This window comes from Klebsiella sp. GG_Kp173 (genome assembly GCF_040062415.1).
In the GTDB taxonomy this organism is placed as follows: Bacteria; Pseudomonadota; Gammaproteobacteria; order Enterobacterales; family Enterobacteriaceae; genus Klebsiella; species Klebsiella quasipneumoniae.
In genome coordinates, this window is sequence record NZ_JBEAFZ010000078.1 from 33439 (window position 1) to 57927 (window position 24489).

Below are 24489 nucleotides of genomic sequence, written 5' to 3' on the forward strand. Positions count from 1 at the left end.
ACCCTCCATGCTGAAAATTTTATGCGTATGTGGCTGCGGCCTCGGTTCAAGCTTTGCCATTGAAATGACGGCGAAGGCAGTTTTAAAAAAGCTGGAAATTCCTGCTCATATTGAACACACCACCGTATCCGAAGCCGGAGCCTTTAAATCGGATATGATTTTGACGCAAAAAACCTTTGCCGACATCTTAACCGCCGATGCCACTGAAGAGGAAATTAAACGCGTCGTGGTGCTCAATAAGCTTACGGATAAAGAGGAAATTGAAACCAAGATCGTCGCATTCTTAAAAGAACGTCATCTGAAGGTGGCTGATTATGAATAGCTTCGTGGCGTTTATCGTTAAGGATTTACTTGGTCAGGCATCCATTCTTATTGCTTTTATTGCCATGCTTGGCCTGATCCTGCAAAAGAAATCGCCGGGCAAAACCGCGGAAGGAACGTTTAAAACGCTGCTTGGCTTCTTAATTATGATGGCCGGGATCAACATCATTGTCGCCACGCTAACCTTTCTGAACGATATCTTCACCCAGGGATTTGGCATGAAAGGCTATATTACCGATGTGGCCGCCATCGCCGGGTTAGCGAATCGGGAATTAGGTTCGGAAGTGGCGCTGACGCTGCTGGTGATCTTTGCCGTCAATATTATTATCGCCCGTCTGACGCCGCTTAAATATATTTTCCTGACCGGCCAGGCGCTGCTGTGGATGGCGACGATCGGCGCCGTGATTGGCTATAAGTCCGGGCTCACCGGCGTACCGCTGATTTTAACCGGGGGCATCTTCGGCGGCGTGATGGCGGTGTTAATGCCGGCCCTGGCGCAGCCGGTGGTCAGGCGCATTACCGGATCTGACGACGTGGCCCTGGGGCACTTCTGTACCATCGGTTATCTGGTGCAGGCCGCCGTCGCAAAGGTCGTCGGCAAAGGCTCCCGCTCCACGGAAGATCTCGAGCTGCCTGATAACTTTAAGTTTCTGCAGGATACCTATCTGGCCATGGCGGTGGTGATGGTGCCGATGTATCTCATCCCGGCTATCGCGGCGGGCCCGCAGTACATCGCGCAGTTCTCCGGCGGGATTAACTACCTGATGTATGCCTTTATGCAGTCCATTCAGTTTGTCGCCGGGGTCTTTGTCCTCTATAGCGGCGTGCGCTTATTGCTCAATGAGCTGGTGCCGGCCTTTCGTGGTATCGCGATGCGTATTGTCCCGGATGCGAAGCCGGCTCTTGATTGCCCGGTACTGTTTCCTTATGCGCCGAATGCGGTGATTGTCGGATTTCTGGCGACGACCGTCGGCTCGATTATCGGCATGCTGGTTTTCCCGATGTTCGGTCTGGCGATGATCCTCCCCGGGCTGTTAACCAACTTTTTCGCCGGCGGCACGGCAGGGGTTTTTGGCAACGCGCTGGGCGGACGCCGCGGGGCGATGATCGGCGGGGTTATTCACGGCCTGTTTATCACGTTTCTGCCGGCCATTCTGGTGCCCATGCTGGAGAGCTATGGCTTTACGGGCGTCACCTTCAGCGACTCTGACGTCATCAGCTCGGGTCTGGTATTAGGCCACGCCTTCCAGAATAACTGGCTCTTTGTCGCCTTATTTATTGTGTTTGTCGCCGCACTGGCATGGTTTGTCAACGGGAAATCCGCTAAGCCGAAAGGGGAAAATGTTCATGAGTCTGTATAATTTCAATGAGATTTTAAAAATTGCCCAAGCGAGAAATTTTAAAGCGATTGGCTCGTTTAACTTGCACTGTATTGAGATGCTGCCGGCGTTTTTCAAAGCCGCGCAAAACAGCCACAGCCCGTTAATGATCCAAATTTCAACCGGGACCGCGGAGTACCTCGGCTATCGTTTGCTGGTAGACGCCGTGCGTTCATTAGCGGACAGTGAAAATATTCCAGCCTGTCTGCATCTTGACCACTGCTCAGATATTAAGGCTATCGAGACGGCAATGAACGCGGGCTTTTCGTCGGTGATGTACGACGGCTCACATTTAAGCCTTGAGGAAAATATCGGTAATACGCGGATTGTGGTGGAGATGGCCCGCCCGCGCAATATTACGGTAGAAGGCGAACTGGGGGCGATAGGCGGGTCAGAGGATGGAAAAGCGGTGGCGGCGGAAGATATCTGTTTTACCACCGTCGAAGATGCGAAACGCTTTGTGGAGGAGACCCAGGTCGATATGCTGGCCGTTTCGGTAGGCACCGTGCATGGCCTCTACACCGGTAAAGCGCAGATACAGCACCAACGGCTGAAACAGATTAGCGCGGCGACCGGCGTGCCGCTGGTGCTGCATGGCGGTACCGGCGTCAGCGATGAGGATATGCGGCTGGCCGTCACCGAAGGGATTAATAAAGTGAACGTCGGGACGGAAATGAACGTGCAGTGGGTTGACCGCTGTAAAACGACGTTTGAGAAAGGGAAGGTGAATGACAGCGTACGGAAATTCTTAATTCCCGCCAACCAGGCGGTCACTGATGTCTTAATGGAAAAAATGGCGTTATTTAAATAACGTTTTCTCCTTCACTCTCTATTTCATTGCCCTGTCTTCCGCCAGGGAGGGAACTTGCTATGTTTGAATCATTGAAAACGTTGTGGAAAAAAGAGCAAACCCCGCTGCAGGATTATGATCAACAGTCCCGTCAGTTGGCGGAGGAGATTGCCAGACTGGAAGGCGAACTACAGCGCCAGCCTGGCAATAGCGAGGTGCAAAAAACATTAATGCTGACTTACAACCGGGCGCTATCGATATATGCCAAAAGCACCACCCACCGGCAGGATATCGATACGCTGTTTCTGCAGATTGATAATTTACGCAATATTATTCGCCGCAATATTTAGGAATACAGAATGACCATAAAAGAACTGCTTATCGAAGCCGATGCCATTCAGGTTGGCGTTGTGGAGTCCGACTGGCAGCGGGTAATAAAGCTGGCTGCCCGCCCGCTGGAGGCAAAAGGCTTTATTTCGACGGAATATAGCCAGGCGGTGATCGACAATACCCTAAACCATGGCGCCTATTACGTCTTCGATGAAGGTATTGCCATCCCCCATGCCCGACCCGAGTGCGGCGTCAGACGCAACTGCTTTAGCCTGGTGCTGCTGGAAAAGCCGATTCCTTTTGCGGACAGTGAAAAAGCCGACATTGTCATTATGTTTGGCGCCCGGGACAGCAATGCGCATATCGAGGAGGGGATCCGCTCCATCGTCGCGCTGCTGGATAACAATGACACGATGGCCAAACTGCGGATGGCCCGCAGCCGGGAGGAGGTTGTCGCATTACTATGAACAGACATCTGACCCCAGTCTGCAAAACGGCTATTTTAATCAACGGCATTCCGGCCTCGGGGAAGAGTACCATCACCCGTTTGCTGGCGGAGACCTTCAGCCTGCCGGTATTGACGATCGACGGCATCAAAGAGCCGTTTATGGCGCGTCTGGCCCCGGTCGACCGGCCAATGAATCGCCAGCTGGGCTGTGCGGCGTATGAGGTGATCTGGTCGATTGTCGGCGCGTCGCCTGCCAGCATGGTTTGGTTGATCGACGCCTGGTTCGGCTTTCAGCCCCGGGAGACCTTGCAAAAATTGCTGCGGCAGGCGGGCGTGGAGCAGGTGATTGAGATCTGGAACCATATCTCCCCCGAGCTGGCGGTCGCGCGCTATGCCTCGCGGCTGGCGACGCGGCCGCCGGGCCACCCCGGCGAAGAGTATCTGCCGGAGCTGGCCCAGCTGGCCGGGCGTGCGCAGCCCATGTCTTTAGGGCCCCTTTTGACGATAGACCAGCAGCGCCCGCTGGAGATAACGGCGGTTATTCACTGGCTTGAAGGCACAATTAGCGGACAACGCACCGGTTTGGCGAATTACGCCTACCCGTCCTAGGACATACCCGCCAGCCGCAGCAGCGCCGTCACCACCGCCGCGGCGATAATCACGCCGATCAGCGGCACCTTGCGCCAGGCGAGAAACACAGCGACAGCCACGCCCAGAACGCGCGCCATGCCGGCGAAATGCGCGCCTTCATAGAAAGTGGTGGCCAGGGCGACGGAAAAAAGCAGCACCGTCGCCGCATCGGAAAGCAGCGCCTGCGAGCGCTCGGAAAATGCCAGCCGATTACCAAGCTTCGCGCCGCCAAGACGCATCAGATAGGTTCCCAGCGACAGGATGGCGATACCGGCGATAAACAGCGTCATATTGCCCATTATTTTTTCCTCGACAGTAAACCAAACAACGAGAGCAGCACCGGCAGCCCGGTAGGCGCAAACGGCACGGCAGCAAGCGCCAGCGCGGCGCCGCTGACGGCGCGGATCAGCGTGGTACGGTTTTTAAAGGCCGGGATCACCAGCGCCAGCAGGATTGCCGGGAAGACCGCGTCAAGCCCGATGGTTTCCGGCGCCGGCAGCAGTTTGCCGACGGCGGCGCCGGTGAGCGTACCCAAAGGCCAGATCAGCGCTACGCCGGCGCCGCACAGCCAGTAGGCCGCTTTGCGCTGCGCGGGGGTGGGCTGCGACAAGCCAAAGACCACGCTCTCGTCGTTCATAATGTGGCACCCGATAAAGCTTAAGGCGCGCCGACCAACCAGTTCGCGCACAGTCACCCCGAAAGGGATATGGCGCGCGTTGACTAACAGGCCGGCGGCGGCGGCGGCCAGCGGGCTACCGCCGCTGGCGACAATACCGATAAACATAAATTCAGAGGCGCCCGCCAGCACGGACACCGAAAGTACGAGCGGCACCCATAAGGGGAAGCCGTAAGCCACCGCCAGCGACCCATAGGACATGCCTACCACCCCGACGGCGAGGCAAACTAAAACAATCGCTTTTATCGTGTCTCCGCTGAGACTGGAGAGAGTTTGTTTCATATCACTTAGCCATATCGAACGAATTTCCATTATAATGAACACATAATGATCGTTTTTCAAGGCGAACAAATCGTTCGATATAAAAAACAAGGGGCGGGTATGACACAGCCAATCAGCGTTATCGCCAAAAGTCTGGTGCGGGAGCGGGCGCGGACCGGGCTTTCGCTGGCGGAAGTCGCGCGTCGGGCGGGTATCGCCAAATCCACGCTATCGCAACTGGAGTCCGGCAACGGTAATCCGAGTCTGGAAACGCTGTGGTCGCTCTGCGTAGCGCTGGATATTCCATTTGCCAGGCTGCTTGAGCCGCAGGTGAACAAAACGCAGGTGATCCGCCGCGGCGAGGGGACAAAAGTAGTGGCGGAGCAGGCGAACTATCAGGCTATTTTGCTGGCCGCCTGTCCACCCGGCGCGCGTCGGGACATCTATTTGCTGCTCACCCAGCCCGGCGCCGACCGCATTTCGCATCCGCATCCGCCAGGCTCGGTGGAACATATTATCGTGACCCAGGGGCGGGCGCGGGTAGGGCTGACGTCGGCGCCGGAAGAGCTCGGCGAGGGCGACTACATCTGCTATCCGGCGGATCAGGAGCATGTGTTTCAGGCCCTGGAGCCGGATACGCAGGCCCTGCTGATCGCTGAGCAAAACTGACATCGCACCGGCGGGCGTCGCGCTCTCGCTGGACGCCATAGCCGTATTGCGGGACACTAGCCGCATTCTTCCGCGAAGACAGGCATACCTATGTCGCTGAAAGCCATTGCTAAAGAACTTGGGATCTCGGTAACGACCGTCAGCCGCGCGTTAAACGGCTATGATGATGTGTCGCAGGAGACCCGTGCTCGCGTGGAGGCTGAAGCGCAGCGTCGCGGATATCGGCCAAACACGTTCGCGCGTCGCCTGAAAATGGGCAAAATCGACGCCGTTGGCCTCGTTTTCCCCGTGCGCCCCGCGCCGCTGAATAACAACGTCTTTCTCGAAATGGTGGGAGAAATCAGCCACGAGCTGGCGCGCTATGAGATTGATTTACTGCTGATCGCCGATGATGAACAGGCCGATAAACACGGCTATATGCGCATGGTGCAGAGCCGTCGCGTCGATGCGTTGATCGTCGCGCATACCCTGGACGACGACCCGCGCCTGATTCAGCTGCTCTCTTCCGGCTTTCCTTTTCTCGCGCTGGGCCGTAGCCGCCTGCCGCAGCCCTACGCCTGGTTTGATTTCGATAACCAGGCGGGCACGTATCGCGCCACCCGCCATCTGATTAGCCAGGGGCACCGGCGCATCGCGCTGCTGAGCGAAAATAATAATCAGGCGTTTATTACTCAACGCCGCAACGGTTACCTGGAAGCGCTGCGCGAAGCGGGGCTGGCGGAAACCTGGCTGCGCAGCGTGCCGCCCACCCGCCGCGGCGGGTTTCAGGCAACGATGGAGCTGCTGCGCTTGCCTGAACCGCCAACGGCGATTGTCACCGACTGCAATACCCATGGCGACGGCGCGGCGATGGCCCTGGCTCAGCTCGGACGTCTTACCGGCGCCGATCGCGTCTCACTGGTGGTCTACGACGGTTTGCCGCAGGATAGCATCATCGACACCCCGGTGGGCGCGGTGGTTCAATCCACCCGACAGGGGGTGGGCCGCCAGATAGCCACGATGGTCCGCCGCTTAATTGCCGGCGAAGATCTGACCTCGCTTCAGGTGCTCTGGCAGCCCGAATTCATTCCCGGCGAAACCGCCTGATAATTCTCTCCACAGATTAATTTCCTGAACTCGATCACGGATCCGAAACGTTTTGGTTGGCGTCCGAAACGTTTCGGATCAACAGTAAGACATTCCTTGATATGGAGATGTCTAATGTCAGATTCGATTATACGCCTGCAAAGCGCAACGGTTGACGTGGTGATCAAAGCCCGCCCTTTCGCCGAAATTATCTACTGGGGGCCGCATTTAAGCCACTTTTCGCCGCAGGATGCCGACAGCCTGACGCGACCGGTCGCCAATGGCCGCCTCGATGTCGATTCCCCGGTCACTTTAATGGCGGAGCTGGGCCATGGTCTGTTTGGCGCGCCGGGCATTGAAGGCCATCGCCAGGGGCTGGATGCCTCGCCGATTTTCGCCACCAGCGAAGTGCGGCACGAGGGCCAGACGCTAACCCTGGTCAGCGAAGACCCGCATGCCGGCCTGCGTTTGTACAGCGAGATCGCGTTGGATGCCAGCGGTGTGTTGAGCGTGCGCCATGGCGTGACCAATCTGCGCGTCAGCCCATGGCAGGTGGATCGCCTGGCGGTCACATTGCCGGTCGCCGAACGCGCTCGTGAGGTAATGGCTTTCCATGGCCGCTGGATCCGCGAGTTTCAGCCTCACCGCCTGACCCTGGAGCACGACAGCTTTGTGCTGGAGAACCGCCGCGGGCGCACCTCTCACGAACATTTCCCGGCCCTGATCACCGGCAGCCACGCCTTTAGCGAGATGCAGGGTGAAGTCTGGGGCGTGCATCTGGCCTGGAGCGGTAATCATCGCTTGCGGGCGGAGGTGAAAACCGATGGCCGTCGCTATCTGCAGGCCGAGGCGCTCTATCTGCCGGGCGAAATGGCGCTGGCGGAAGGGGAAACCTTGTGGACGCCGTACCTGTATGCCAGCTACTCGGCGAACGGGCTGAACGGCATGAGCCAGCAGTTCCATCGTTATCTGCGCGAACGGATTATTCGCTTCCCTGGCAACAAGCCGCGCCCGGTGCATCTCAACACCTGGGAGGGGATCTATTTCGACCACGATCCGGACTACATCATGCGCATGGCGGATGAAGCGGCGGCCCTGGGCGTGGAGCGTTTTATCATTGACGACGGCTGGTTTAAAGGACGCAACGACGACTGGGCGGCGCTCGGCGACTGGTATCTCGATGAGAAAAAATACCCCCACGGCCTGACGCCGGTTATCAACCACGTGAAATCGCTGGGGATGGAGTTCGGTATCTGGGTGGAGCCTGAGATGATTAACCCGGATTCCGATCTGTATCGGGCACACCCTGATTGGGTGCTGGCGCTTCCGGGCTATACGCTGCTTCCCGGGCGTCATCAGTTTGTCCTGAACCTGAATATTCCGGAAGCCTTTGATTATCTGCTGGAGCGGATGAGCTGGCTGCTGGGCGAACACGCGGTGGACTACGTGAAATGGGATATGAACCGCGAGCTGGTGCAGCCGGGCCATAACGGCAAAGCCGCCGCCGATGCGCAGACTCGCCAGTTCTACCGCCTGCTGGATACGCTGGTGGCCCGCTTCCCGCATATTGAATTTGAATCCTGCTCCTCCGGCGGCGGTCGTATCGATTATGAAGTCCTCAAGCGCAGCCATCGCTTCTGGGCTTCTGACAACAATGACGCCCTTGAGCGCAACACCATCCAGCGCGGCATGAGCTACTTCTTCCCGCCGGAGGTGATGGGCGCGCATATCGGTAATCGCCACTGTCATGCCACCTTCCGCCAGCACAGTATCGCCTTCCGCGGCCTGACGGCGCTGTTCGGTCATATGGGGCTTGAGCTGGATCCGGTGAGCGCCGATGAAGAAGAGCGCGCCGGGTATAGGAAATACGCGGCCCTGCATAAGCAGTGGCGCGACGTGATCCATCACGGCGTGCAGTGGCGGATGGATATGCCGGACGCCACCACCCTTGCTCATGGCGTCGTCAGCCCGGATAAAGCGCAGGCGATTTTTCTCGTCAGCCAGCTGGCGATGCCGGACTACACCCTGATGGCGCCGCTGCGCCTGGCGGGGCTGGAGGCGAGCGCCCGCTATCAGGTGACGCTCCTCGATCATCCGAACATTCAGATCACCGGCGAGGGCGGCCACACCATGCGGAAGCTGCCGGCATGGATGACGACGCCGCAGACGGTGAGCGGTGAGTGGCTACAGCAGGCGGGGCTGGCGCTGCCCATCCTCGACCCGGAAAGCGCCATTCTGATTGGCCTGCAACGCGTGTGATGGTATCGGGCCGCGTCGCGGCCCTTCTTGAGGAAAATATAATGAACCCGACCGTCTGTACCCACAAAAACAACCCCAACTTCTGGATTTTCGGGCTGTTCTTCTTTCTCTACTTCTTCATCATGGCCACCTGCTTTCCGTTTCTGCCGATCTGGCTGTCGGATGTTATCGGCCTGAATAAAACTGAAACCGGCCTCGTTTTCTCCAGCCTGTCGCTGTTCGCCATCTGTTTCCAGCCGGTTCTCGGGGTGATCTCTGACAAGCTGGGGCTGAAAAAACATCTGATGTGGATCGTGACCGTTCTGCTGGTGCTGATTGCTCCCTTCTTCCTCTATGTTTTCGCGCCGCTGCTGAAAACCAACATCTGGCTCGGGGCGCTGAGCGGCGGCGCCTATATCGGCTTTGTATTCTCCTCAGGCGCCGGCGCGATGGAGGCCTATATCGAACGGGTAAGCCGCAACAGCGGGTTTGAATACGGCAAGGCGCGCACCTTTGGTTGTCTGGGATGGGCGCTCTGCGCCACCACCGCCGGCATGCTGTTCAGCATTAATCCCGAATGGGTGTTCTGGATGGGGTCGGCCGCCGCGCTGCTGCTGGTGGTGCTGGTGGCTATCGCCAAACCGCAGGCCAGTCAGTCCGCGCAGGTAATGGACTCGCTCGGCGCCAATCGCCCGGCGATCGATTTAAAAACGGCGGTGCGCATGTTCCGTCAGCGGAAGATGTGGATGTTTATTCTGTATGTTATCGGCGTAGCCTGCGTGTATGACGTTTTCGATCAGCAGTTCGCCACTTTCTTCAAATCGTTCTTCGCGACCCCGGAAGCAGGCACCCGTGCCTTTGGTTTCGCCACCACCGCGGGAGAAATATGTAACGCCATCATTATGTTCAGCTCGCCGTGGATTATTAACCGCATCGGAGCGAAGAATACCCTGCTGATCGCCGGGATGGTGATGGCGGCCAGAATGATTGGCTCTTCCTTCGCCACCACCGCCGCGGAAGTGGTGGCGCTGAAGATGCTCCATGCGCTGGAAGTGCCGTTCCTGCTGGTGGGTGCCTTTAAATACATCACCGGCGTGTTTGATGTCCGGCTGTCGGCGACCATTTATCTGGTGGGCTTCCAGTTCGCCAAGCAGGTGGCGGCGATCTTCCTCTCCGCCTTCGCCGGCAATATGTATGATCGGATCGGCTTCCAGGAGACCTATATGATCCTCGGCGGAATAGCCCTGACGGTCACCTTAATATCCGCGTTTACGTTAGCGGGCAAGGCGAAAAGTGAGCCGCTGCGCGATAATGCGATGACCGTTTAATTATCAACATTCCGTGGCACAGGGTGGTGCCTGACAGAGAAGGAAGATGTCATGATGGATATGAAAAAACGTATGAACAGCGGTGAGCTTTACCTGGATGCAGGATATGGCTTGCCGGAGCAGCGGCTGATGGGTAAAGCGCGGGCCTATGAATATAATCATTCGCATCCGTTTAATCAGGAATTGCGCAACGATATTATTCAGCGCATGTTCGCGAAAGTCGGCGAACAATGCTGGATAGAGCCGCCGATCAATATTGCCTATGGGATCCATACGACGATTGGTGATAATTTTTATGCCAATTTTAACCTCACGCTGGTCGACGATGCGGACATTATCATCGGCAATAACGTCATGTTTGCGCCAAATGTCACTATCTCCACCGCCGGGCATCCCATCCACCCCGCGCTGCGCCATACGCATCAACAGTTTTCATTACCGGTGGTGATTGAAGATGGGGTCTGGTTAGGCACGGGAGTGATTATTAATCCCGGGGTAACGATTGGCCAGAATTCAGTCATAGGCGCGGGCAGTGTGGTAAATCGCTCTATACCGGCGAATGTGGTTGCCGCTGGCGTACCTTGCCGGGTATTAAGAGAAATTACCGATGCGGATAAAGACAAATACGCACTTTTCCCCGGATGATGGACGAGAGAAACAGGGGAGCGTAAAGGATCGTGTCCCCTGTTTTGCATTATCGCCGTTGAACCGGCCTCCAGCCCGCATGGGGGAGGCCGGGGAAGGTACTCTCCGGCGTCGCGGGGTTTCACGCCAGATAAAACACTTCTTTGAGCTCCGCGCTCAGCGGGCTGTTGTCCGGGTTGCTGGGCATCACCTCGCGCATGTATTTCCACCAGCGCTGGCACACTTCCGTGCTGGCGACCGCCTCCCAGCGGGCTTCCGACTCAATCTCCACCGTGGCGAACAGCAGGTTGCGCTCTTTATCGAGATAAATGGCGTAGTGGTGCGCGCCGTGCGTTTTCAGCACCGCCTCCAGCTCCGGCCAGATGGGGTTGTGGCGACGTGCATACTCCTCGTGCGCGTCAGGGTTCACCTGCATCACAAAGGCTTTGCGGATCATAATGCCTCCAGATAGAGCTCGCGTACCTCATCGCGGCTGGCGGGGCGCGGGTTACACGGCGCGCACGGGTCGGCCAGCGCTTTGTCCAGCCAGCCTTCGATATCGGCTTTGCTGACGCCAAGCTGGCTGAAGCCCTGGGGGATCCCCACGCGTTTGCTCAGCGCGCGAATGGCGTTGATGGCCTCCATGCTGGCGGCTTCATCGCTCATGCCGTGGGTATCGACACCCATCGCCTGCGCCACGCGGGCGAAGCGCGCCACGGCGTTCGGGCGGTTAAAGTTTTCGATGATCGGCAGCAGGATGGCGTTGCACACCCCGTGCGGCAGGTTGTGGGTGGCGCCAGGCTGATGGGCCAGGGCGTGTACCAGCCCGAGACCGGCGCTGTTGAACGCCATGCCCGCTAGGTATTGGCCAAACGCCATCTGCTCGCGGGCCTGCAGATCGTGTCCCTCCTCTACCGCTTTCGGCAGCCACAGGTTGATCAGGCGGATGGCCTCGAGGGCGTTGGCGTCGGTCAGGGGATGGGCGCCAACGGAGACAAAGGCCTCGATGGCGTGGGTCAGGGCGTCCATGCCGGTGGCGGCGGTAACGGCTGGCGGGATGTCGAGCATCACGCTGGCGTCGTCGACGGCGATATCCGGGATCAGGTTCGGGTCGATAATTACCTCTTTTACCTGCCGCTCGCTATCGATAATCACGGCGTTGCTGGTCATCTCCGCCGCCGTGCCGGCGGTGGTGTTGATGGCCACCAGCGGCACGCCAGCGTTTTTCACTTTGCCGACGCCGGAGTAGGCGGTGGAGGGGCTAGGGTTGGCGGTGAGGATTTTTATCGCCTTGGCGGTATCAATCGGGCTGCCGCCGCCGAAGGCGATCAGGTAATCGCAGCGGGCCGCCTGGTACGCTGCATAGCCTTGCTGCACCAGCGCTTCGGTGGGATTAGGGTACACGCCGTCAAACAGCTGATAAGCCATCTGCTGTTCATCCAGCGCGGAAAACAGACTGTCCAGCAGGCCCAGCTTCACCAGCTGGCCGTCGGTGACGATCAGCGCCTTGCCCCACTGTTTGCCCGCTACCAGCTTGACCATATCACCGATAGCGCCTGCGCCGTGGAGGCTGATTTTAGGTAGTGCCAACATAAAACTCATGATAATTCTCCTTAATGTTGATTTTGGGAAATCCGTTTCCCCTCACCCCGACCCTCTCCCGCAGTGAGAGGGGGAAAACCAGCTCCGGACTACAGGCTGCCTGCATGCGCCGGGCCGTCCCCTCTCCCTTGGGGAGAGGGCCAGGGCGAGGGGGAAATTAACATCGTCTTCGCTGCAGCATCCGCCGGGCCATAATCGGCAGGGAGATCACCACGATCAGCATCGCGCCGATAATCACCGACATCACGATGCCGGGGACGTTTAGCAGGCTCAGGCCGAAGGTCACCAGCCCCATCAGAAAGGCGGCGATGATCACCCCGGGCATGCTGCCGGAACCGCCAAGAATATTGACGCCGCCGAGCACCGCCATGGTGACAACCGCCAGCTCCCAGCCCATCGCCAAAGTGGGGCGGGTACTGCCGAGCCGTGAGGTCAACAGGATCGCCGCCAGCCCGGCCATCAGCCCGACCAGCGCGAACAGCGCGAGGTTATGTCGCTTCACGTTGATCCCGGAGTACCAGGCGCCGGTCGGGTTATTGCCGATGGCATAGGTTCGGCGGCCAAAGTTAGTTTTATGCAGCAGGAAGGTGAAGGCGGCCGCGAGGAGGATAAACAGCGCAAACTCAAAAGAGAGCGCCCCCCACACGTACCCCTGGCCGAACCAGGCAAAGCTCTCCGGATAGTGATTGAGCGCTTGATCGCCCAGCAGGATATAGGTGATGCCGCGATACAGGCTCATGGTGCCGATGGTGATCACGATCGACGACAGGTTAAAACGCGTCACCAGGATACCGTTGAACAGACCGCACAGCAGACCCACGCCCAATCCGACCAATACCAGCAGCGGCGTATCCATCCCCGCCGCCGCGCAGAAGCCCATCACCGTTGAGCTGAGCGCCATCGTCGAGGCTACCGACAGATCGATTTCCCGGGCGATAATTAGCATCGCCATCGGCAGGACGACGATCGCCTTCTCGGTAAAGGTGAAGGTGGCGTCCGACAGGTTCCAGATATTGAGGAAGTAAGGGGAAGCCAGGGCGTTGCCGATAAATACCGCGAGGGTCACCGCCAGTAAAAACCCTTCCCAGCACAGCAGGCGGCGCAGCGGCGACGGCGCGGCCGGGGCGTTTTTCATCTCTTCAGATACCATCATCTTGCTCATGATTTCACCCCTTGTTTCTGCCGGGCTAACGCCGCGTTACGCAGGATTAACCGCCCGTGACCGCGATTGCCGCGCTCGTTAAGCAGTACCGCCATGACGATCACTGCCCCGGAAATCGCCATTTGCCAGAACGGCGAGATGCCGATCACCGGCAGGGCATTATTGATGACCCCGAGGAACAGCGCGCCGCACAGGCAGCCCAGTACCCGTCCGCTTCCGCCCATGGTGCTGATACCGCCGATCACGCAGGCGGCGACCACCTGCAGCTCAAAGCCGTTCGCCACATCGACATAGGCGACGGCGAAGCGCGAGATCCACAGATAGCCGCAGAAGCCAGCCAGCGCGCCGGAGAGGCAGAAGCTGACGAACTGCATTTTCCCGGCGTTAATGCCGGTGTAATACGCCGCCGTCGCGTTGCCGCCCGCGGTATACAAGGCCCGGCCGGTGCGGCTGTAGCGCAGGAAGTAACCCACCAGCAGCAGCGCGGCGATGGCGCACCAGCTCAGCAGCGGCAATCCCAGGAGGGTGCTGCGCGGCAGACTGAGAAAATCAGCGCTCATCTGATGTGAGTTAACCCAGCCGCCGTCGGTCAGCAGGAAGATAATGCCGCGATAAATGCTCATGGTGCCCAGGGTCACCACGATGGCGGGAATGCCGAGGCGCCAGACCAGCAGGCCGTTAATCATCCCCATCAGCAGGCCCAGCAGGGTTGCCAGCGCCAGCAGCGCTACCACCGGAATACCCGGATTGTGGGCGTTGAGCAGGGCGACGATCATCCCGGTCAGCGCCAGGTTGGCGGCCATCGACAAATCGATGCCTTTGGTGAGCAGCACCATCATCTGTCCGAGGGCGAGAATGATAAGGATGGCGGTATCGTTAAACATCTCCACCAGATTACCCGGTGAAACGAACGACGGCGCCCGGCTGCCAATGGCACCGATCATCAAAATGATGACCACCGCCAGCAGCGCTTCGCGATGCTTCAACCATGCGTGTCCCATCATGCTGCCTCCTGGCCGATGCCGCTGGCGGCGCTAACGATGGTTTCCGCCGTCGCTTCCCCGGCCCGGTACTCGGCGACCATCAGCCCTTCATGCATCACGATAATCCGGTCGGCCATGCCCATCACTTCCGGCAGCTCTGACGAGACCATAATCACCGCCAGCCCCTGGCTGACCAGCTCGGACATAAACTGATGCACAGCGGCTTTTGAGCCGATATCGATGCCTTTGGTCGGCTCATCGAGGATGATCACCTTGGGCTGGGTCGCCAGCCATTTGCCGATCACCACTTTCTGCTGGTTGCCGCCAGAGAGGGTCTCCACCGGCTGCCGCCAGCTGGAGGCTTTAACCTGCAGGCGCGAGGCGTACTCGTCCGCCAGCCGCCATTCCCGGGCGTCGTTCAGGACGCCGTTAGGATTGAGCTTGCTCAGCTGCGGCAGACTGATGTTCTGGGCGATAGGCAGGGCGATGATCGCCCCCTGTTTCTGTCGTTCTTCCGGTACGCAGACGATGCCCGCGCGGATAGCGTCGGCGGGTTGGCGAAAGCGCATGGGGCTGCCGTTCAGTCGGATCTCGCCGGAGGAGGGATGCGTTACGCCGGAGAGCGCCTGCATCAGCTCGGTGCGTCCGGCGCCCACCAGGCCGTAAAAGCCGAGAATTTCTCCCTTGCGCAGGCTGAAGCTGATATCGGCAAACTCGGTAGGATGACAAAGATCGTTGACCTCCAGCACCGTTTCCCCTGGGGTACAGTCGACTTTCGGGTAGGTTTGGCTGATCGCCCGGCCCACCATCATCGACACCATCCGCTCTTCGGTAATATCGCTCATCATTCCGGAGCTGACGTACACCCCATCGCGCAGGATGGTGTAATAGTCGGCCAGCTCGAAAATTTCATCGAACTTATGCGAGATAAACAGGATCGCTTTGCCGTCCTGCTTCAGACGCTCAACGATGTGATAAAACTCCAGGATTTCATGCTGGGAAAGCGCGGCGGTCGGCTCATCGAGGATCACCGCCTGGGCGTCGAAAGCCAGCGCCCGGGCAATCGCCACCATGTGCCGCTGGGCGATGCTGAGCGTTTTTAACGTTGCCCGCGGGTCGATCTGGACTTCCAGCCGGGCGAGGATCTCGCCAGCCCGGCGGTGCATCGCCGGCCAGTCGAGCGTTTTGAGCAGCCCTTTATAAAGATACTGACCAACGAAAATATTTTCGCTGACCGAAAGTTCGTCAAACAGTATGGTTTCCTGGTGGATGGCGGTGATCCCCATCTTATGCGCCGACTCCGGCGTTGGCAGATGAATGGGAATCGCTTTATAGAGGATCTCCCCCTCTTCGGGCTGATAAATACCGGTCATCACTTTGACCAGCGTGGATTTCCCCGCGCCGTTTTCGCCGATGAGGGCGGTCACTTTGCCGGGCCAGAGATCGAGCTGCACGTTCTCAAGGGCGCGCACACCGGGAAAAATCTTGGTGATCCCCTTCAGCGACAGCAGTGGCGTTGATGCTGACATGATAGTTCTCCGTAAAATCGCCCCTCACCCTAACCCTCTCCCCAAAGGGGAGAGGGAACGGTCTGGCGCCCGCAGGCCGCATTGCGCAGAGGACCAGTCTTTCCCCCTCTCCCCAGGGGAGAGGGAACGGTCTGGCGCTCGCAGGCCCCATCGCGCAGAGGGCCAGTCTTTCCCCCTCTTCCTTGGGGAGAGGGAACGGTCCGGCGCCCGCAGGCCGCATCGCGCAGAGGGCCAGCCGTTCCCCCTCTCCCTCTGGGAGAGGGCCGGGGTGAGGGAACAAGGGTTAGAAAATTTTCGAGAACTTATCGATGTTGCTCGCATCGTAGACAAACGGCTCGGCCATCGCGCCATTCCCTTCGGCGTCCAGCTTCACTTTGCCCAGCTTGCCCATACTGGCTTCGGTTTTGGTCGCCGTGCCTTTGACTAAATCGTCGGCCAGATAGGTGGCGGCGTAGCCGAGGTCAATCGGGTTCCAGATGGCGAAGCTTTTGCTGGCGCCAGACTTGATCGCGCCGGCCATTTCCGACGGCAGCCCCAGCCCGGTGACATAGACTTTGCCAATTTTTCCCTGGTCCTTCACCGCCTGCGCGGCGGCAACAATTCCCACCGATGACGGCGAAACAATGACTTTCAGGTCCGGATATGATTTAAGCAGGCCCACCGCTTCGCGGTAGCTTTTATCCGACAGATCGTCACCGTAGGCGACGGTCACCAGATTGACGGACGGATACTGCGGCAGCACCTTTTTCATCTCCTCAATCCAGATATTCTGGTTAGTGGAGGTCGGGGTGGCGCTTAACACCGCCACATCCCCCTTCTCCACGTTCAGCGCCTTCAGCGCATCGGCGGCGAGCTTGACGTTGGTCTCGCCAATTAAGGCGTTATTGGAAGGATTAAGATGGATCTGGCGGCCTGCCGGCGCCACGCCGGAGTCCCAGGAAACCACTTTGATGCCGCGCTGCATCGCTTTTTTCAGTACCGGCACCACCGCGTCCGGATCGTTGGCGGAAATGGCGATCGCATCCACCCCCTGGGCGATCAACCCGTTCAGCACATCGATCTGCGCTTCGGCGGTGGTGGTGGTCGGGCCGGTGTAGATCACTTTGACATCACCTAACTCTTTGGCGGCCTGTTGGGCGCCAACGTTGGCGGCTTCGAAGAAGCCATTTCCCAGCGATTTCGCCACGAGGGCGATTTTAACTTCTGCTAAGGCGGAACCGGACAACGCCAGGGCGGCAACGGTGAGGATCAAGCTTGTCTTTGTTTTCATTGCTTTTACTCCACATGAGTCAGTTTGTAGGGTTTGCAGGTGAGGCTTCGCCCCGTCTCGGTGAGCGGGGCGCGATGTTGTTATGGATAAAGATCTAACGCGGACTGCAGCGGCTGGACGTTGAAGCGTTTGCCAAGAGCGATAAGCTCTTCGCGAGTGATGGTCTGCTTCATCCCGCCCATGGACAGGACTTTCACCAGCACTTCGGCGGACTTCTCGGCAGTGTCGATCAGGCCGAAGGTCTCATCCAGGGTTGGGCCGCTGCCGAAGACGCCGTGGAACGGCCACAGCACCAGCGAGTGTTTTTGCATGGTTTCCGCAGTCGCCTGGCCGATTTCATCGGTGCCTGGCACCATCCACGGCAGAATGCCGACGCCATCCGGGAAGACCACCAGACATTCGGTGCTACCTTCCCACAGCTTGCGGGTGAACAGATCGCTGTGGTTCTCCAGAACGTAGGTCAGGGCGATCAGATTGGTGGCATGACAGTGCATGATCACCCGGTCCTTGCCGTCGGTCAGTTTGATGCGCTCGCTATGCGACAGGAAGTGTGCCGGCAGCTCGGAGGTCGGCACCGCATCCTCCGTCAGACCCCACAGGATATGGTATCCCGCGCCGTCGCTGTCGACTTTCACCACGCCAAGGTTAGCGGCCGGGTCGAGCTGGACATTACGGAAGAATTTGCCGGAACCGGTGACGATAAACGGCTGGTTGGCCAGGGTTGGCATCGGCTGGCTGAGGGCGATATAGCGGGGTTTAGCGTGGAAATCCGCCGCGTAAGGTTCGATATCCGCCTCATCCAGACGCAGCGTCAGGTTGCCGCCGTTGCGCTCGTCCCAACCTTTCAGCCAGGCGTCGGAGGTGGCTTTGATCATGCCCTGGACGAACCAGGCGTTGATAATGGTCTGCATAGTCTTGTCTTTCCTGTTAATTCGGTGGGGGTAGCCCCTCACCCTAACCCTCTCCCCACAGGGGAGAGGGAACTGTTCGGTGCGCTCTGGCAACATCGCGCAGTTCGTAGCCCGGGTAAGGCGTCAGCCGCGACCGGGGAAGCCCGTGTATTACCCGCGCTGGCTCAGAACCGCATTCTCATAAGCCCGCACGTTGTCCAGCCACTGGCTGCCCGCCGGCGTGTCGTGACGCTGGCAGTACATCTCCCAGATGGCCTGCCACGGCAGGGATTTTTGCTCTTCGAGTAGCGCCAGGCGGGCGGTGTAATCGCCGTCGTTCTCCAGCTGGCGCAGCTGGTTGGTCGGTTCCAGCAGGGCGCGCAGCAGCGCTTTTTTCATATTGCGGGTACCAATCACCCAGGCCGCGATGCGGTTGATGGAGGCATCGAAGAAGTCGAGGCCGATGTGCACGCGGTCAAACAGGTTATGGCGAATGATTTCGCTGGCGATGGCCTGAGTCTCATCATCCAGCAGCACCACGTGGTCGCTGTCCCAGCGCACCGGGCGGCTGACGTGCAGCAGCAGGCGCGGGATGTAGAGCATGGCGGCGGAGATCTTGTCGGAGATGACCTCCGTCGGGTGGAAGTGGCCGGCATCCAGGCACAGCGCCGTCTGGCGGCTGGTGGCATAGCCCATATAGAACTCGTTGGAGCCGACGGTGTAGCTTTCGGCGCCGATACCGAACAGCTTGCTCTCGACGGCGTCAATGTGGTGCGCCGGATCGAATTTTTCGCTGATGACTTCATCCAGCGCGTTCAGCAGCCGCTGGCGCGGCGCGAAGCGGTCAACGGTAATGTCCTTCATGCCGTCCGGCACCCAGATATTCATCACCGACGGGGTGCCCAGCTGCTCGCCAAAATAAGCGGATACGCGGCGGCTGGCTTTGCAGTGGTCGATCCAGAACTGGCGGATCTCATCGTTGGCATGCGACAGGGTAAAGCCGTCGGCGCTCAGCGGATGCGAGAAGCAGGAGGGGTTGAAATCCAGCCCCAGTTTGTTGGCTTTCGCCCACTCGACCCAGTTTTTAAAGTGCTCCGGCTTTATCTCATTGCGCGCCACCGGCGCGTCGGCTTCCAGATAAATAGCGTGCAGGTTGAGACGTTTTGGCCCCGGAATCAGGCTCAGCGCCTGCTCAAGGTCGGCGCGTAGCTCCTGAGCATTGCGCGCTTTGCCCGGGTAATTGCCGGTGGCCTGGATGCCGCCGGTCAGGCTTCCCGCCGGGTTTTCGAAACCGGCGACGTCGTCACCCTGCCAGCAGTGCATGGAGACGGGCAGACGGTCCAGCTGGCGCAGGGCCTCCTCGACATCCACGCCGACGGCGGCGTAGCGCTGCTTAGCAATTTCCCAGGCTTGTTCAAGTTGAGTGGTCATGCGCAAAGCTCCTTGGTCTGTTGTGGCTGAAACTGCGCCACGAAACGGGCAATTTCACTATCAGGATTGGGGGTAAAGGCGGTGAGGGATGCATTGCCGCGCACCACCTGACGAAACTCATCGACGCTGGCCAGCTCGTCGAGGGTCATTAACTGGATGCCGATATTGCCGAGGGTGGAGGCCTCTGTCGGGCCGGCCACGACGGCGATCCCGCAGGCGTCGGCGCACAGCTGGTTGAGCAGTTCGTTCTGGCAGCCGCCGCCGACGATATGCAGCTGGCTGAAGGGCTGGCCGCGCAGCGCCGCCAGCTCGTTAAGCACCCGGGCGTAGAGCAGCGCCAGGCTGTCGAAAATGCAGCGCGCCAGTTCGGCGTCGCTGTGAGGAACCGGCTGGCCGGATCCGCGGCAGGCGGCCTGGATCTCGGCGCTCATACTGGCCGGGTTGATAAAGCGGTCGTCATTGCAGTCAATGATGAAGCGACACGCCGGCAGCGCGGCAGTGCGGGCGATCAGCCCCTGCAGGTCGCTGACGTTTTGTTCTTTCAGCACCCGCTGCAGCAGCCACAGGCCCATGATATTTTTCAGCACCCGATAGCGGCCTTCGGCTCCGCCTTCGTTGGTGATATTGGCCTGCAGCGCCGCGTCGCAGGTGTAAGGGGTCAGGCTTTCAAACCCCATCAGCGACCAGGTGCCGGAGGAGAGATAGGCGGCGTGGCGGTCGGCCAGCGGGGAGGCGATCACCGCGCTGGCGGTGTCGTGACTGGCGACGGCGACCACCGGAATACGGTTGCCTTGCGGGCAGATCCAGTGGCCTGTCACATTGCCGGGATGCGTCGGGGTGCCAAACCACTCGCGCGGCGCGCCGGTCCAGTTCAGCAGCGTCTCATCCCAGTTATCGCTGTGGATGTTGACCAGCTGGGTGGTGGTGGCGTTGGTATATTCCCAGTTCAGATTGCCGGTCAGGCGGAAGCTGAAATAGTCGGGGATCAGCAGGGCGTGGGCGGCCTGACTGACCAGCTCCGGCTGCTGTTCCACCAGGGCGCGCAGCTGATAAAGGGTGTTAAACGGCAGAAACTGAATGCCACTGCGGCGATAGATCTCCGCCCGGCCCAGCTGTTCTTCAGCGAGACGTAGCAGGCCCTGGGTGCGATCGTCACGATAGGAGACCGGCAGCCCGACGCGCTGACCCTGCTTATCCAGCAGGACATAATCCACGCCCCAGGTATCGATGCCGATGCTGTCGATCAGGATGCCCTGCTCACACACTTTCTCCAGCCCGCGGCGGATCTCGCCTTCGAGGCTATCGAGATCCCAGCAGTCGAAGCCATCCACCTTCTGCAGGCTGTTGGTGAAGCGATGAATTTCACGCAGCGTCAGGGCGCGCGGCCCGGACTGATAGCTGGCGAGCATGACCCGCCCGCTGGAGGCGCCTAAATCGACGGCGACACAATGACGAATACTCATGGAACGACCCTTCTTAAAATCATTGTCCGCAGTCTAAAAAAGGGCGCTGACTCACACCTTCTCGCTACGGACAGCCGAAACTGGCCGCTGGCAAGAAAGCAAAGGTGACCGTGAGGAAAATCACAAATTGCGGTTTTGGGCGGTGGTGAGGAGGATGTGATGGGGTCCGCAGTTCCGCATCTTTCCGGCTGATTCTTGAAAAAGCGGCAGGATTTACGAATTTCGCGGTCAAAAATTGAAGGCCGGATAGCCAACCCTTCATTACTATCAGCCGGTGACTGATAATTTTTCTCATTACGAGGGTGGCATCATGACCATATTGCACAGTACGGATTTCTTTAAGGCCGGGATCTCGACGGTGGCTATTGAACCCCGCCTCCCTCAGTCGGCCTTTCCTGAGCATCACCATGATTTTCATGAAATTGTCATCGTGGAGCAGGGTACGGGCATTCACGTCTTCAATGGCCAGCCCTATACCATCGGCGGCGGCTCGGTCTGCTTTATTCGCGATCACGACCGGCATCTTTACGAGCACACGGACAATCTGTGTCTGACGAACGTGCTTTATCGCGCGCCGGATGCGTTTCGGTTTCTCGCCGGGGTCAGCCAGCTGTTGCCCCAGGAGCAGGAGGGCAACTACCCGTCGCACTGGCGGGTGAACCAGACGGTTCTGCAGCAGGTGCGGCATATCGTGGCGCAGATGGAGGGCATGGGGAGCGAAACGGATACCCATGCCGTTGCCAGCCGTGAGATCCTGTTTATGCAGCTATTGGTGCTGCTGCGGAAAAGCAGCCTTGCGGAAGAGGCCACCAACAACGATGCGCGGCTGAATCAGCTGCTGGCCTGGCTGGAAGACCATTTTGCGCAGGAGATCTGCTGGGAAGAGGTGGCGGCTCAGTTTTCGCTATCGCTGCGTACACTACACCGTCAGCTGAAGCAGCAGACCGGCCTGACGCCGCAGCGCTATCTCAATCGGGTGCGCCTGATGAAAGCCCGCCACCTGCTGCGCCACAGCGATGAAAGCGTGACGGATATCGCCTATCGCTGCGGATTCGGCGACAGTAACCACTTTTCGACGCTTTTTCGCCGCGAGTTTTCCTGGTCGCCGCGCGATATCCGCCAGGGCCGCGACGCCATTCTTCAGTAACGCGAGAAGAGTCAACGTATTGCGGGCTAAAAACGCGAATAATGCGCCCTTATCCGCGTTTGGAGTGTGAGCCGTGGCCGGTCTGATTCTACGTAAAGAGGAGTTTTTCCCTTCCGCCACGCAGGCAGTGGCGGTGGCTGACCGCTACCCGCAAAACGTCTTCGCTGAACACACCCATGAGTTCTGCGAGCTGGTGCTGGTGTGGCGCGGCAACGGGCTGCACGTCCTTAACGATCGGCCCTGGCGCATTACCCGCGGCGATCTGTTCTATATTCGCGCCGAAGATAAACACTCCTATGCTTCGGTTAATGATTTAGTCCTGCAGAACATCATCTATTGCCCGGAGCGGCTGCAGCTCAATTTTGACTGGGCGGGGGCGATCCCTGGCCTCTTCGGCACCCCGTGGAAGCCCCACTGGCGCATGGGCAGCACCGGTATGGCGCAGGCGCGTCAGGTGATTAGTCAGCTTGAGCATGAGTGTTCCCGGCACGATGCGCAGGGGAATGCGATGGCCGAGCTGTTGTTTGCTCAGCTGGCGCTGACCCTCCAGCGGCATCGCTACGCGACGGATAATCTGGCGGCGACGCAGCGCGAAGCGCTGTTGGACAAACTGCTGGCCGCGCTGGCGGCCAGCCTGAGCCGCCCCTTTGTCCTGGAGCGTTTCTGCGAGCAGGAGGGCGGCAGCGAGCGGGCGCTACGTCAGCAGTTTCGCCAGCAAACCGGGATGACCATCAATCACTATTTACGCCAGCTGCGGATCTGCCATGCGCAGTATCTGTTGCAGCATACCGAGCGCTTAATCGGCGATATCGCCATGCAGTGCGGCTTTGAGGACAGTAACTACTTTTCGGTGGTGTTCAGCCGGGAAATCGGCATGTCGCCGGGGCAGTGGCGGCAGCGCAGTCGCGCCGCCGCCTGAAGCGCGTCTTTGTCAGGCAAATGCTCCGGTGCTTAACGGGCCATTCCCAGACCGACGATGTTGGCGGCGATGATGATCACCACGCAGCCGAGGCTCAGGACGCTCACCGGACGACGACCGGCGTTGTTCCACTCCTTCAGCACCAGACCCACCAGACCGCCGCACAGTACGTAGAAGCTCATGTGCAGCATCCAGCTCATATAGTCATACTGCGCCGGAATGCTGGCGTGGCCCCAGGCATAGAAGAAGAACTGGAGATACCACATCAGGCCGCCGAGGGCGGAAAGCAGCAGGTTGCTGATGATGAGGGGTTTGGCCAGCGAGAAATCGGCTTTGACGGACAGGCTCTTCACTTTTGCCAAACGAATAAAGCAGAAGCCAAGGTTAACCAGCGCCCCGCCGCCCATAATCACCACGTAGCTTGGCAGCGCCGCATATAACGGGTCGACGCCGAGCGCCGCGGCGGCATCATGCATCGGTTTGGCGGCGTTCATCGCGAACGACATCCCTGCCGAGAAGATACCGCACATCACCGCCAGCAGAAGCCCTCTCTTCAGATTGAACTCTTCGGCTTTGATGCCCATTTTGCGCTCTTTCAGCTGGCCCGCGCGGGTGACGATGCCAACGCCAACCACCGCCACCAGCACGCCGAGCAGCGTCATTTGACCGCCCTGGGTGTGCATCAGCACCGAAAACTGACCGTTAATAATCGGCGTCATCAGCGTACCGACAATCAGCGTGATGCCAATGGCGATGCCAATCCCCATCGACATGCCGAGATAGCGCATGGTCAGGCCATAGTTGATATTACCGATACCCCACATGGCGCCGAACAGAAAGACCGGCAGCAGCGTGGAGGCGTTAAAGGAGCGGTAGTAGGCCCAGAAATCGGGTAACAGCGTGGCGCTGATGGCCCAGGGCAGGATCAGCCAGGAGACGATCCCCCCGACCGACCACATGGTTTCCCACGACCAGTGTTTAACTTTCTTGAACGGGGCATAGAAACAGGCGGCACTGGCGGCCCCTATCAAATGCCAAAAAATACCCATCGTAATCGCGTGGTTCATTGATTTTATCCTCATCTTTTTTTATCGGAGACGGCGGCTTCCGATGCGATGAGTGTAAAAATTAGCCGCTTTGGCCGCCTTCAGGACGTTGCCACAGGATGGCGAACTCTGGCAACCATGGGCTTAATTAGTTGTTCTACATCACAAAACGGCGGGTATTTCTTCTGGTTATATCCATATGAAAAATACGGCATTGATAAGCATTTTCAATACCATTTAATTAACTATAATGGACAAACTGCTTACGCGGCGTTAACACTTGAGCCG

General features: G+C 58.9%; 25 protein-coding genes. 13 read left to right on the forward strand and 12 right to left on the reverse strand.

Annotation, left to right across the window (positions count from 1 at the left end):
• Positions 1 to 7 precede the first annotated feature (7 nt).
• Genes ABLU50_RS16975 through ABLU50_RS17000 form a run of 6 tightly spaced genes read left to right on the forward strand, consistent with a single transcriptional unit; the run spans position 8 to position 3877 of the window.
• Positions 8 to 322: a PTS sugar transporter subunit IIB gene (locus tag ABLU50_RS16975; protein ID WP_004203640.1), complete on the forward strand. Its 315-nt coding sequence runs from the start codon at positions 8 to 10 to the stop codon at positions 320 to 322.
• Positions 315 to 1682, forward strand: coding sequence for a PTS sugar transporter subunit IIC (locus ABLU50_RS16980; RefSeq protein WP_004203642.1), 1368 nt, complete (start codon positions 315 to 317; stop codon positions 1680 to 1682). Before ABLU50_RS16975 ends, ABLU50_RS16980 begins: the two co-directional genes overlap by 8 nt.
• Positions 1669 to 2511, forward strand: coding sequence for a class II fructose-bisphosphate aldolase (locus ABLU50_RS16985; RefSeq protein WP_025999201.1), 843 nt, complete (start codon positions 1669 to 1671; stop codon positions 2509 to 2511). Before ABLU50_RS16980 ends, ABLU50_RS16985 begins: the two co-directional genes overlap by 14 nt.
• Positions 2512 to 2570: 59 nt before the next feature.
• Complete coding sequence (locus ABLU50_RS16990; RefSeq protein WP_017899833.1) at positions 2571 to 2840, forward strand: hypothetical protein; 270 nt, start codon at positions 2571 to 2573, stop codon at positions 2838 to 2840.
• A 9-nt stretch (positions 2841 to 2849) separates the two neighbouring features.
• Positions 2850 to 3287 (forward strand): PTS sugar transporter subunit IIA, encoded by a 438-nt coding sequence (locus ABLU50_RS16995; protein ID WP_004203645.1) that lies wholly within the window; start codon positions 2850 to 2852, stop codon positions 3285 to 3287.
• On the forward strand, positions 3284 to 3877 hold the full coding sequence (locus ABLU50_RS17000; protein WP_004203646.1) for a hypothetical protein: 594 nt from the start codon (positions 3284 to 3286) through the stop codon (positions 3875 to 3877). The genes ABLU50_RS16995 and ABLU50_RS17000 overlap by 4 nt, the downstream gene beginning before the upstream one ends.
• Here the strand turns inward: ABLU50_RS17000 and ABLU50_RS17005 are convergent.
• Together ABLU50_RS17005 and ABLU50_RS17010 are read right to left on the reverse strand one after the other, a co-directional pair.
• On the reverse strand, positions 3874 to 4197 hold the full coding sequence (locus ABLU50_RS17005; protein ID WP_004203647.1) for an AzlD domain-containing protein: 324 nt from the start codon (positions 4195 to 4197) through the stop codon (positions 3874 to 3876). The genes ABLU50_RS17000 and ABLU50_RS17005 overlap by 4 nt on opposite strands.
• The gene (locus ABLU50_RS17010) at positions 4197 to 4856 is read right to left on the reverse strand and encodes an AzlC family ABC transporter permease (protein WP_032431168.1); all 660 of its coding nucleotides are present in this window, start codon (positions 4854 to 4856) and stop codon (positions 4197 to 4199) included. Before ABLU50_RS17010 ends, ABLU50_RS17005 begins: the two co-directional genes overlap by 1 nt.
• Positions 4857 to 4955: 99 nt before the next feature.
• On the opposite strand from ABLU50_RS17010, the gene ABLU50_RS17015 reads away from it, so the two are divergent.
• The 5 genes from ABLU50_RS17015 (at position 4956) to ABLU50_RS17035 (ending at position 10780) form a co-directional block, all read left to right on the forward strand.
• A complete protein-coding gene (locus tag ABLU50_RS17015) occupies positions 4956 to 5504 on the forward strand; it encodes a helix-turn-helix domain-containing protein (protein WP_002882865.1) in 549 nt (182 codons plus the stop codon).
• A 90-nt stretch (positions 5505 to 5594) separates the two neighbouring features.
• Positions 5595 to 6590 (forward strand): substrate-binding domain-containing protein, encoded by a 996-nt coding sequence (locus ABLU50_RS17020; protein WP_004203649.1) that lies wholly within the window; start codon positions 5595 to 5597, stop codon positions 6588 to 6590.
• A 114-nt stretch (positions 6591 to 6704) separates the two neighbouring features.
• A complete protein-coding gene (locus tag ABLU50_RS17025) occupies positions 6705 to 8828 on the forward strand; it encodes an alpha-galactosidase (RefSeq protein ID WP_087832521.1) in 2124 nt (707 codons plus the stop codon).
• Positions 8829 to 8869: 41 nt separating this feature from the next.
• On the forward strand, positions 8870 to 10135 hold the full coding sequence (locus tag ABLU50_RS17030) for an MFS transporter (protein WP_087832520.1): 1266 nt from the start codon (positions 8870 to 8872) through the stop codon (positions 10133 to 10135).
• Positions 10136 to 10186: 51 nt separating this feature from the next.
• A complete protein-coding gene (locus tag ABLU50_RS17035) occupies positions 10187 to 10780 on the forward strand; it encodes a maltose acetyltransferase domain-containing protein (RefSeq protein WP_017899831.1) in 594 nt (197 codons plus the stop codon).
• Between the two features lie 121 nt (positions 10781 to 10901).
• On the opposite strand, the gene rhaM is transcribed toward ABLU50_RS17035, so the two are convergent.
• The 9 genes from rhaM to rhaB form a co-directional block, all read right to left on the reverse strand.
• Positions 10902 to 11216, reverse strand: a complete 315-nt coding sequence (gene rhaM, locus ABLU50_RS17040) for an L-rhamnose mutarotase (protein WP_017899830.1) — start codon at positions 11214 to 11216, stop codon at positions 10902 to 10904.
• Positions 11213 to 12361, reverse strand: coding sequence for a lactaldehyde reductase (gene fucO, locus ABLU50_RS17045; RefSeq protein ID WP_087832519.1), 1149 nt, complete (start codon positions 12359 to 12361; stop codon positions 11213 to 11215). The genes rhaM and fucO overlap by 4 nt, the downstream gene beginning before the upstream one ends.
• A gap of 157 nt (positions 12362 to 12518) precedes the next feature.
• Positions 12519 to 13523: an ABC transporter permease gene (locus ABLU50_RS17050; RefSeq protein ID WP_017899828.1), complete on the reverse strand. Its 1005-nt coding sequence runs from the start codon at positions 13521 to 13523 to the stop codon at positions 12519 to 12521.
• A complete protein-coding gene (locus tag ABLU50_RS17055; RefSeq protein WP_165453258.1) occupies positions 13520 to 14527 on the reverse strand; it encodes an ABC transporter permease in 1008 nt (335 codons plus the stop codon). Before ABLU50_RS17055 ends, ABLU50_RS17050 begins: the two co-directional genes overlap by 4 nt.
• Entirely contained in the window at positions 14524 to 16035 is a 1512-nt protein-coding gene (locus ABLU50_RS17060; RefSeq protein ID WP_087832518.1) for a sugar ABC transporter ATP-binding protein, read from the reverse strand. Before ABLU50_RS17060 ends, ABLU50_RS17055 begins: the two co-directional genes overlap by 4 nt.
• 283 nt (positions 16036 to 16318) lie before the next feature.
• Positions 16319 to 17305, reverse strand: a complete 987-nt coding sequence (rhaS, locus tag ABLU50_RS17065; protein ID WP_004203661.1) for a rhamnose ABC transporter substrate-binding protein — start codon at positions 17303 to 17305, stop codon at positions 16319 to 16321.
• Between the two features lie 80 nt (positions 17306 to 17385).
• Complete coding sequence (rhaD, locus tag ABLU50_RS17070; protein ID WP_087832517.1) at positions 17386 to 18216, reverse strand: rhamnulose-1-phosphate aldolase; 831 nt, start codon at positions 18214 to 18216, stop codon at positions 17386 to 17388.
• A gap of 150 nt (positions 18217 to 18366) precedes the next feature.
• Positions 18367 to 19626, reverse strand: coding sequence for an L-rhamnose isomerase (locus ABLU50_RS17075; RefSeq protein ID WP_004203663.1), 1260 nt, complete (start codon positions 19624 to 19626; stop codon positions 18367 to 18369).
• Positions 19623 to 21089, reverse strand: a complete 1467-nt coding sequence (rhaB, locus tag ABLU50_RS17080) for a rhamnulokinase (protein ID WP_048326169.1) — start codon at positions 21087 to 21089, stop codon at positions 19623 to 19625. Before rhaB ends, ABLU50_RS17075 begins: the two co-directional genes overlap by 4 nt.
• Before the next feature lie 310 nt (positions 21090 to 21399).
• Here rhaB and rhaS (ABLU50_RS17085) point away from each other — a divergent pair, with 310 nt between their 5' ends.
• Entirely contained in the window at positions 21400 to 22236 is an 837-nt protein-coding gene (rhaS, locus tag ABLU50_RS17085) for an HTH-type transcriptional activator RhaS (RefSeq protein ID WP_087832516.1), read from the forward strand.
• A gap of 73 nt (positions 22237 to 22309) precedes the next feature.
• Positions 22310 to 23155 (forward strand): HTH-type transcriptional activator RhaR, encoded by an 846-nt coding sequence (gene rhaR, locus ABLU50_RS17090; protein WP_004203666.1) that lies wholly within the window; start codon positions 22310 to 22312, stop codon positions 23153 to 23155.
• 32 nt (positions 23156 to 23187) lie between these two features.
• On the opposite strand, the gene rhaT is transcribed toward rhaR, so the two are convergent.
• Positions 23188 to 24222 (reverse strand): L-rhamnose/proton symporter RhaT, encoded by a 1035-nt coding sequence (rhaT, locus tag ABLU50_RS17095; RefSeq protein ID WP_004203667.1) that lies wholly within the window; start codon positions 24220 to 24222, stop codon positions 23188 to 23190.
• Positions 24223 to 24489 lie beyond the last annotated feature (267 nt).

What these genes read in the sequence shown, in the direction of transcription:
- ABLU50_RS16975 (WP_004203640.1), top strand. Translation starts at nt 8, where the DNA reads ATGCTGAAAATTTTATGCGTATGTGGCTGCGGCCTCGGTTCAAGCTTT.
- ABLU50_RS16980 (WP_004203642.1), top strand. Translation starts at nt 315, where the DNA reads ATGAATAGCTTCGTGGCGTTTATCGTTAAGGATTTACTTGGTCAGGCA.
- ABLU50_RS16985 (WP_025999201.1), top strand. Translation starts at nt 1,669, where the DNA reads ATGAGTCTGTATAATTTCAATGAGATTTTAAAAATTGCCCAAGCGAGA.
- ABLU50_RS16990 (WP_017899833.1), top strand. Translation starts at nt 2,571, where the DNA reads ATGTTTGAATCATTGAAAACGTTGTGGAAAAAAGAGCAAACCCCGCTG.
- ABLU50_RS16995 (WP_004203645.1), top strand. Translation starts at nt 2,850, where the DNA reads ATGACCATAAAAGAACTGCTTATCGAAGCCGATGCCATTCAGGTTGGC.
- ABLU50_RS17000 (WP_004203646.1), top strand. Translation starts at nt 3,284, where the DNA reads ATGAACAGACATCTGACCCCAGTCTGCAAAACGGCTATTTTAATCAAC.
- ABLU50_RS17005 (WP_004203647.1), bottom strand. Translation starts at nt 4,197, where the DNA reads ATGGGCAATATGACGCTGTTTATCGCCGGTATCGCCATCCTGTCGCTG.
- ABLU50_RS17010 (WP_032431168.1), bottom strand. Translation starts at nt 4,856, where the DNA reads ATGAAACAAACTCTCTCCAGTCTCAGCGGAGACACGATAAAAGCGATT.
- ABLU50_RS17015 (WP_002882865.1), top strand. Translation starts at nt 4,956, where the DNA reads ATGACACAGCCAATCAGCGTTATCGCCAAAAGTCTGGTGCGGGAGCGG.
- ABLU50_RS17020 (WP_004203649.1), top strand. Translation starts at nt 5,595, where the DNA reads ATGTCGCTGAAAGCCATTGCTAAAGAACTTGGGATCTCGGTAACGACC.
- ABLU50_RS17025 (WP_087832521.1), top strand. Translation starts at nt 6,705, where the DNA reads ATGTCAGATTCGATTATACGCCTGCAAAGCGCAACGGTTGACGTGGTG.
- ABLU50_RS17030 (WP_087832520.1), top strand. Translation starts at nt 8,870, where the DNA reads ATGAACCCGACCGTCTGTACCCACAAAAACAACCCCAACTTCTGGATT.
- ABLU50_RS17035 (WP_017899831.1), top strand. Translation starts at nt 10,187, where the DNA reads ATGATGGATATGAAAAAACGTATGAACAGCGGTGAGCTTTACCTGGAT.
- rhaM (WP_017899830.1), bottom strand. Translation starts at nt 11,216, where the DNA reads ATGATCCGCAAAGCCTTTGTGATGCAGGTGAACCCTGACGCGCACGAG.
- fucO (WP_087832519.1), bottom strand. Translation starts at nt 12,361, where the DNA reads ATGAGTTTTATGTTGGCACTACCTAAAATCAGCCTCCACGGCGCAGGC.
- ABLU50_RS17050 (WP_017899828.1), bottom strand. Translation starts at nt 13,523, where the DNA reads ATGAGCAAGATGATGGTATCTGAAGAGATGAAAAACGCCCCGGCCGCG.
- ABLU50_RS17055 (WP_165453258.1), bottom strand. Translation starts at nt 14,527, where the DNA reads ATGATGGGACACGCATGGTTGAAGCATCGCGAAGCGCTGCTGGCGGTG.
- ABLU50_RS17060 (WP_087832518.1), bottom strand. Translation starts at nt 16,035, where the DNA reads ATGTCAGCATCAACGCCACTGCTGTCGCTGAAGGGGATCACCAAGATT.
- rhaS (WP_004203661.1), bottom strand. Translation starts at nt 17,305, where the DNA reads ATGAAAACAAAGACAAGCTTGATCCTCACCGTTGCCGCCCTGGCGTTG.
- rhaD (WP_087832517.1), bottom strand. Translation starts at nt 18,216, where the DNA reads ATGCAGACCATTATCAACGCCTGGTTCGTCCAGGGCATGATCAAAGCC.
- ABLU50_RS17075 (WP_004203663.1), bottom strand. Translation starts at nt 19,626, where the DNA reads ATGACCACTCAACTTGAACAAGCCTGGGAAATTGCTAAGCAGCGCTAC.
- rhaB (WP_048326169.1), bottom strand. Translation starts at nt 21,089, where the DNA reads ATGAGTATTCGTCATTGTGTCGCCGTCGATTTAGGCGCCTCCAGCGGG.
- rhaS (WP_087832516.1), top strand. Translation starts at nt 21,400, where the DNA reads ATGACCATATTGCACAGTACGGATTTCTTTAAGGCCGGGATCTCGACG.
- rhaT (WP_004203667.1), bottom strand. Translation starts at nt 24,222, where the DNA reads ATGAACCACGCGATTACGATGGGTATTTTTTGGCATTTGATAGGGGCC.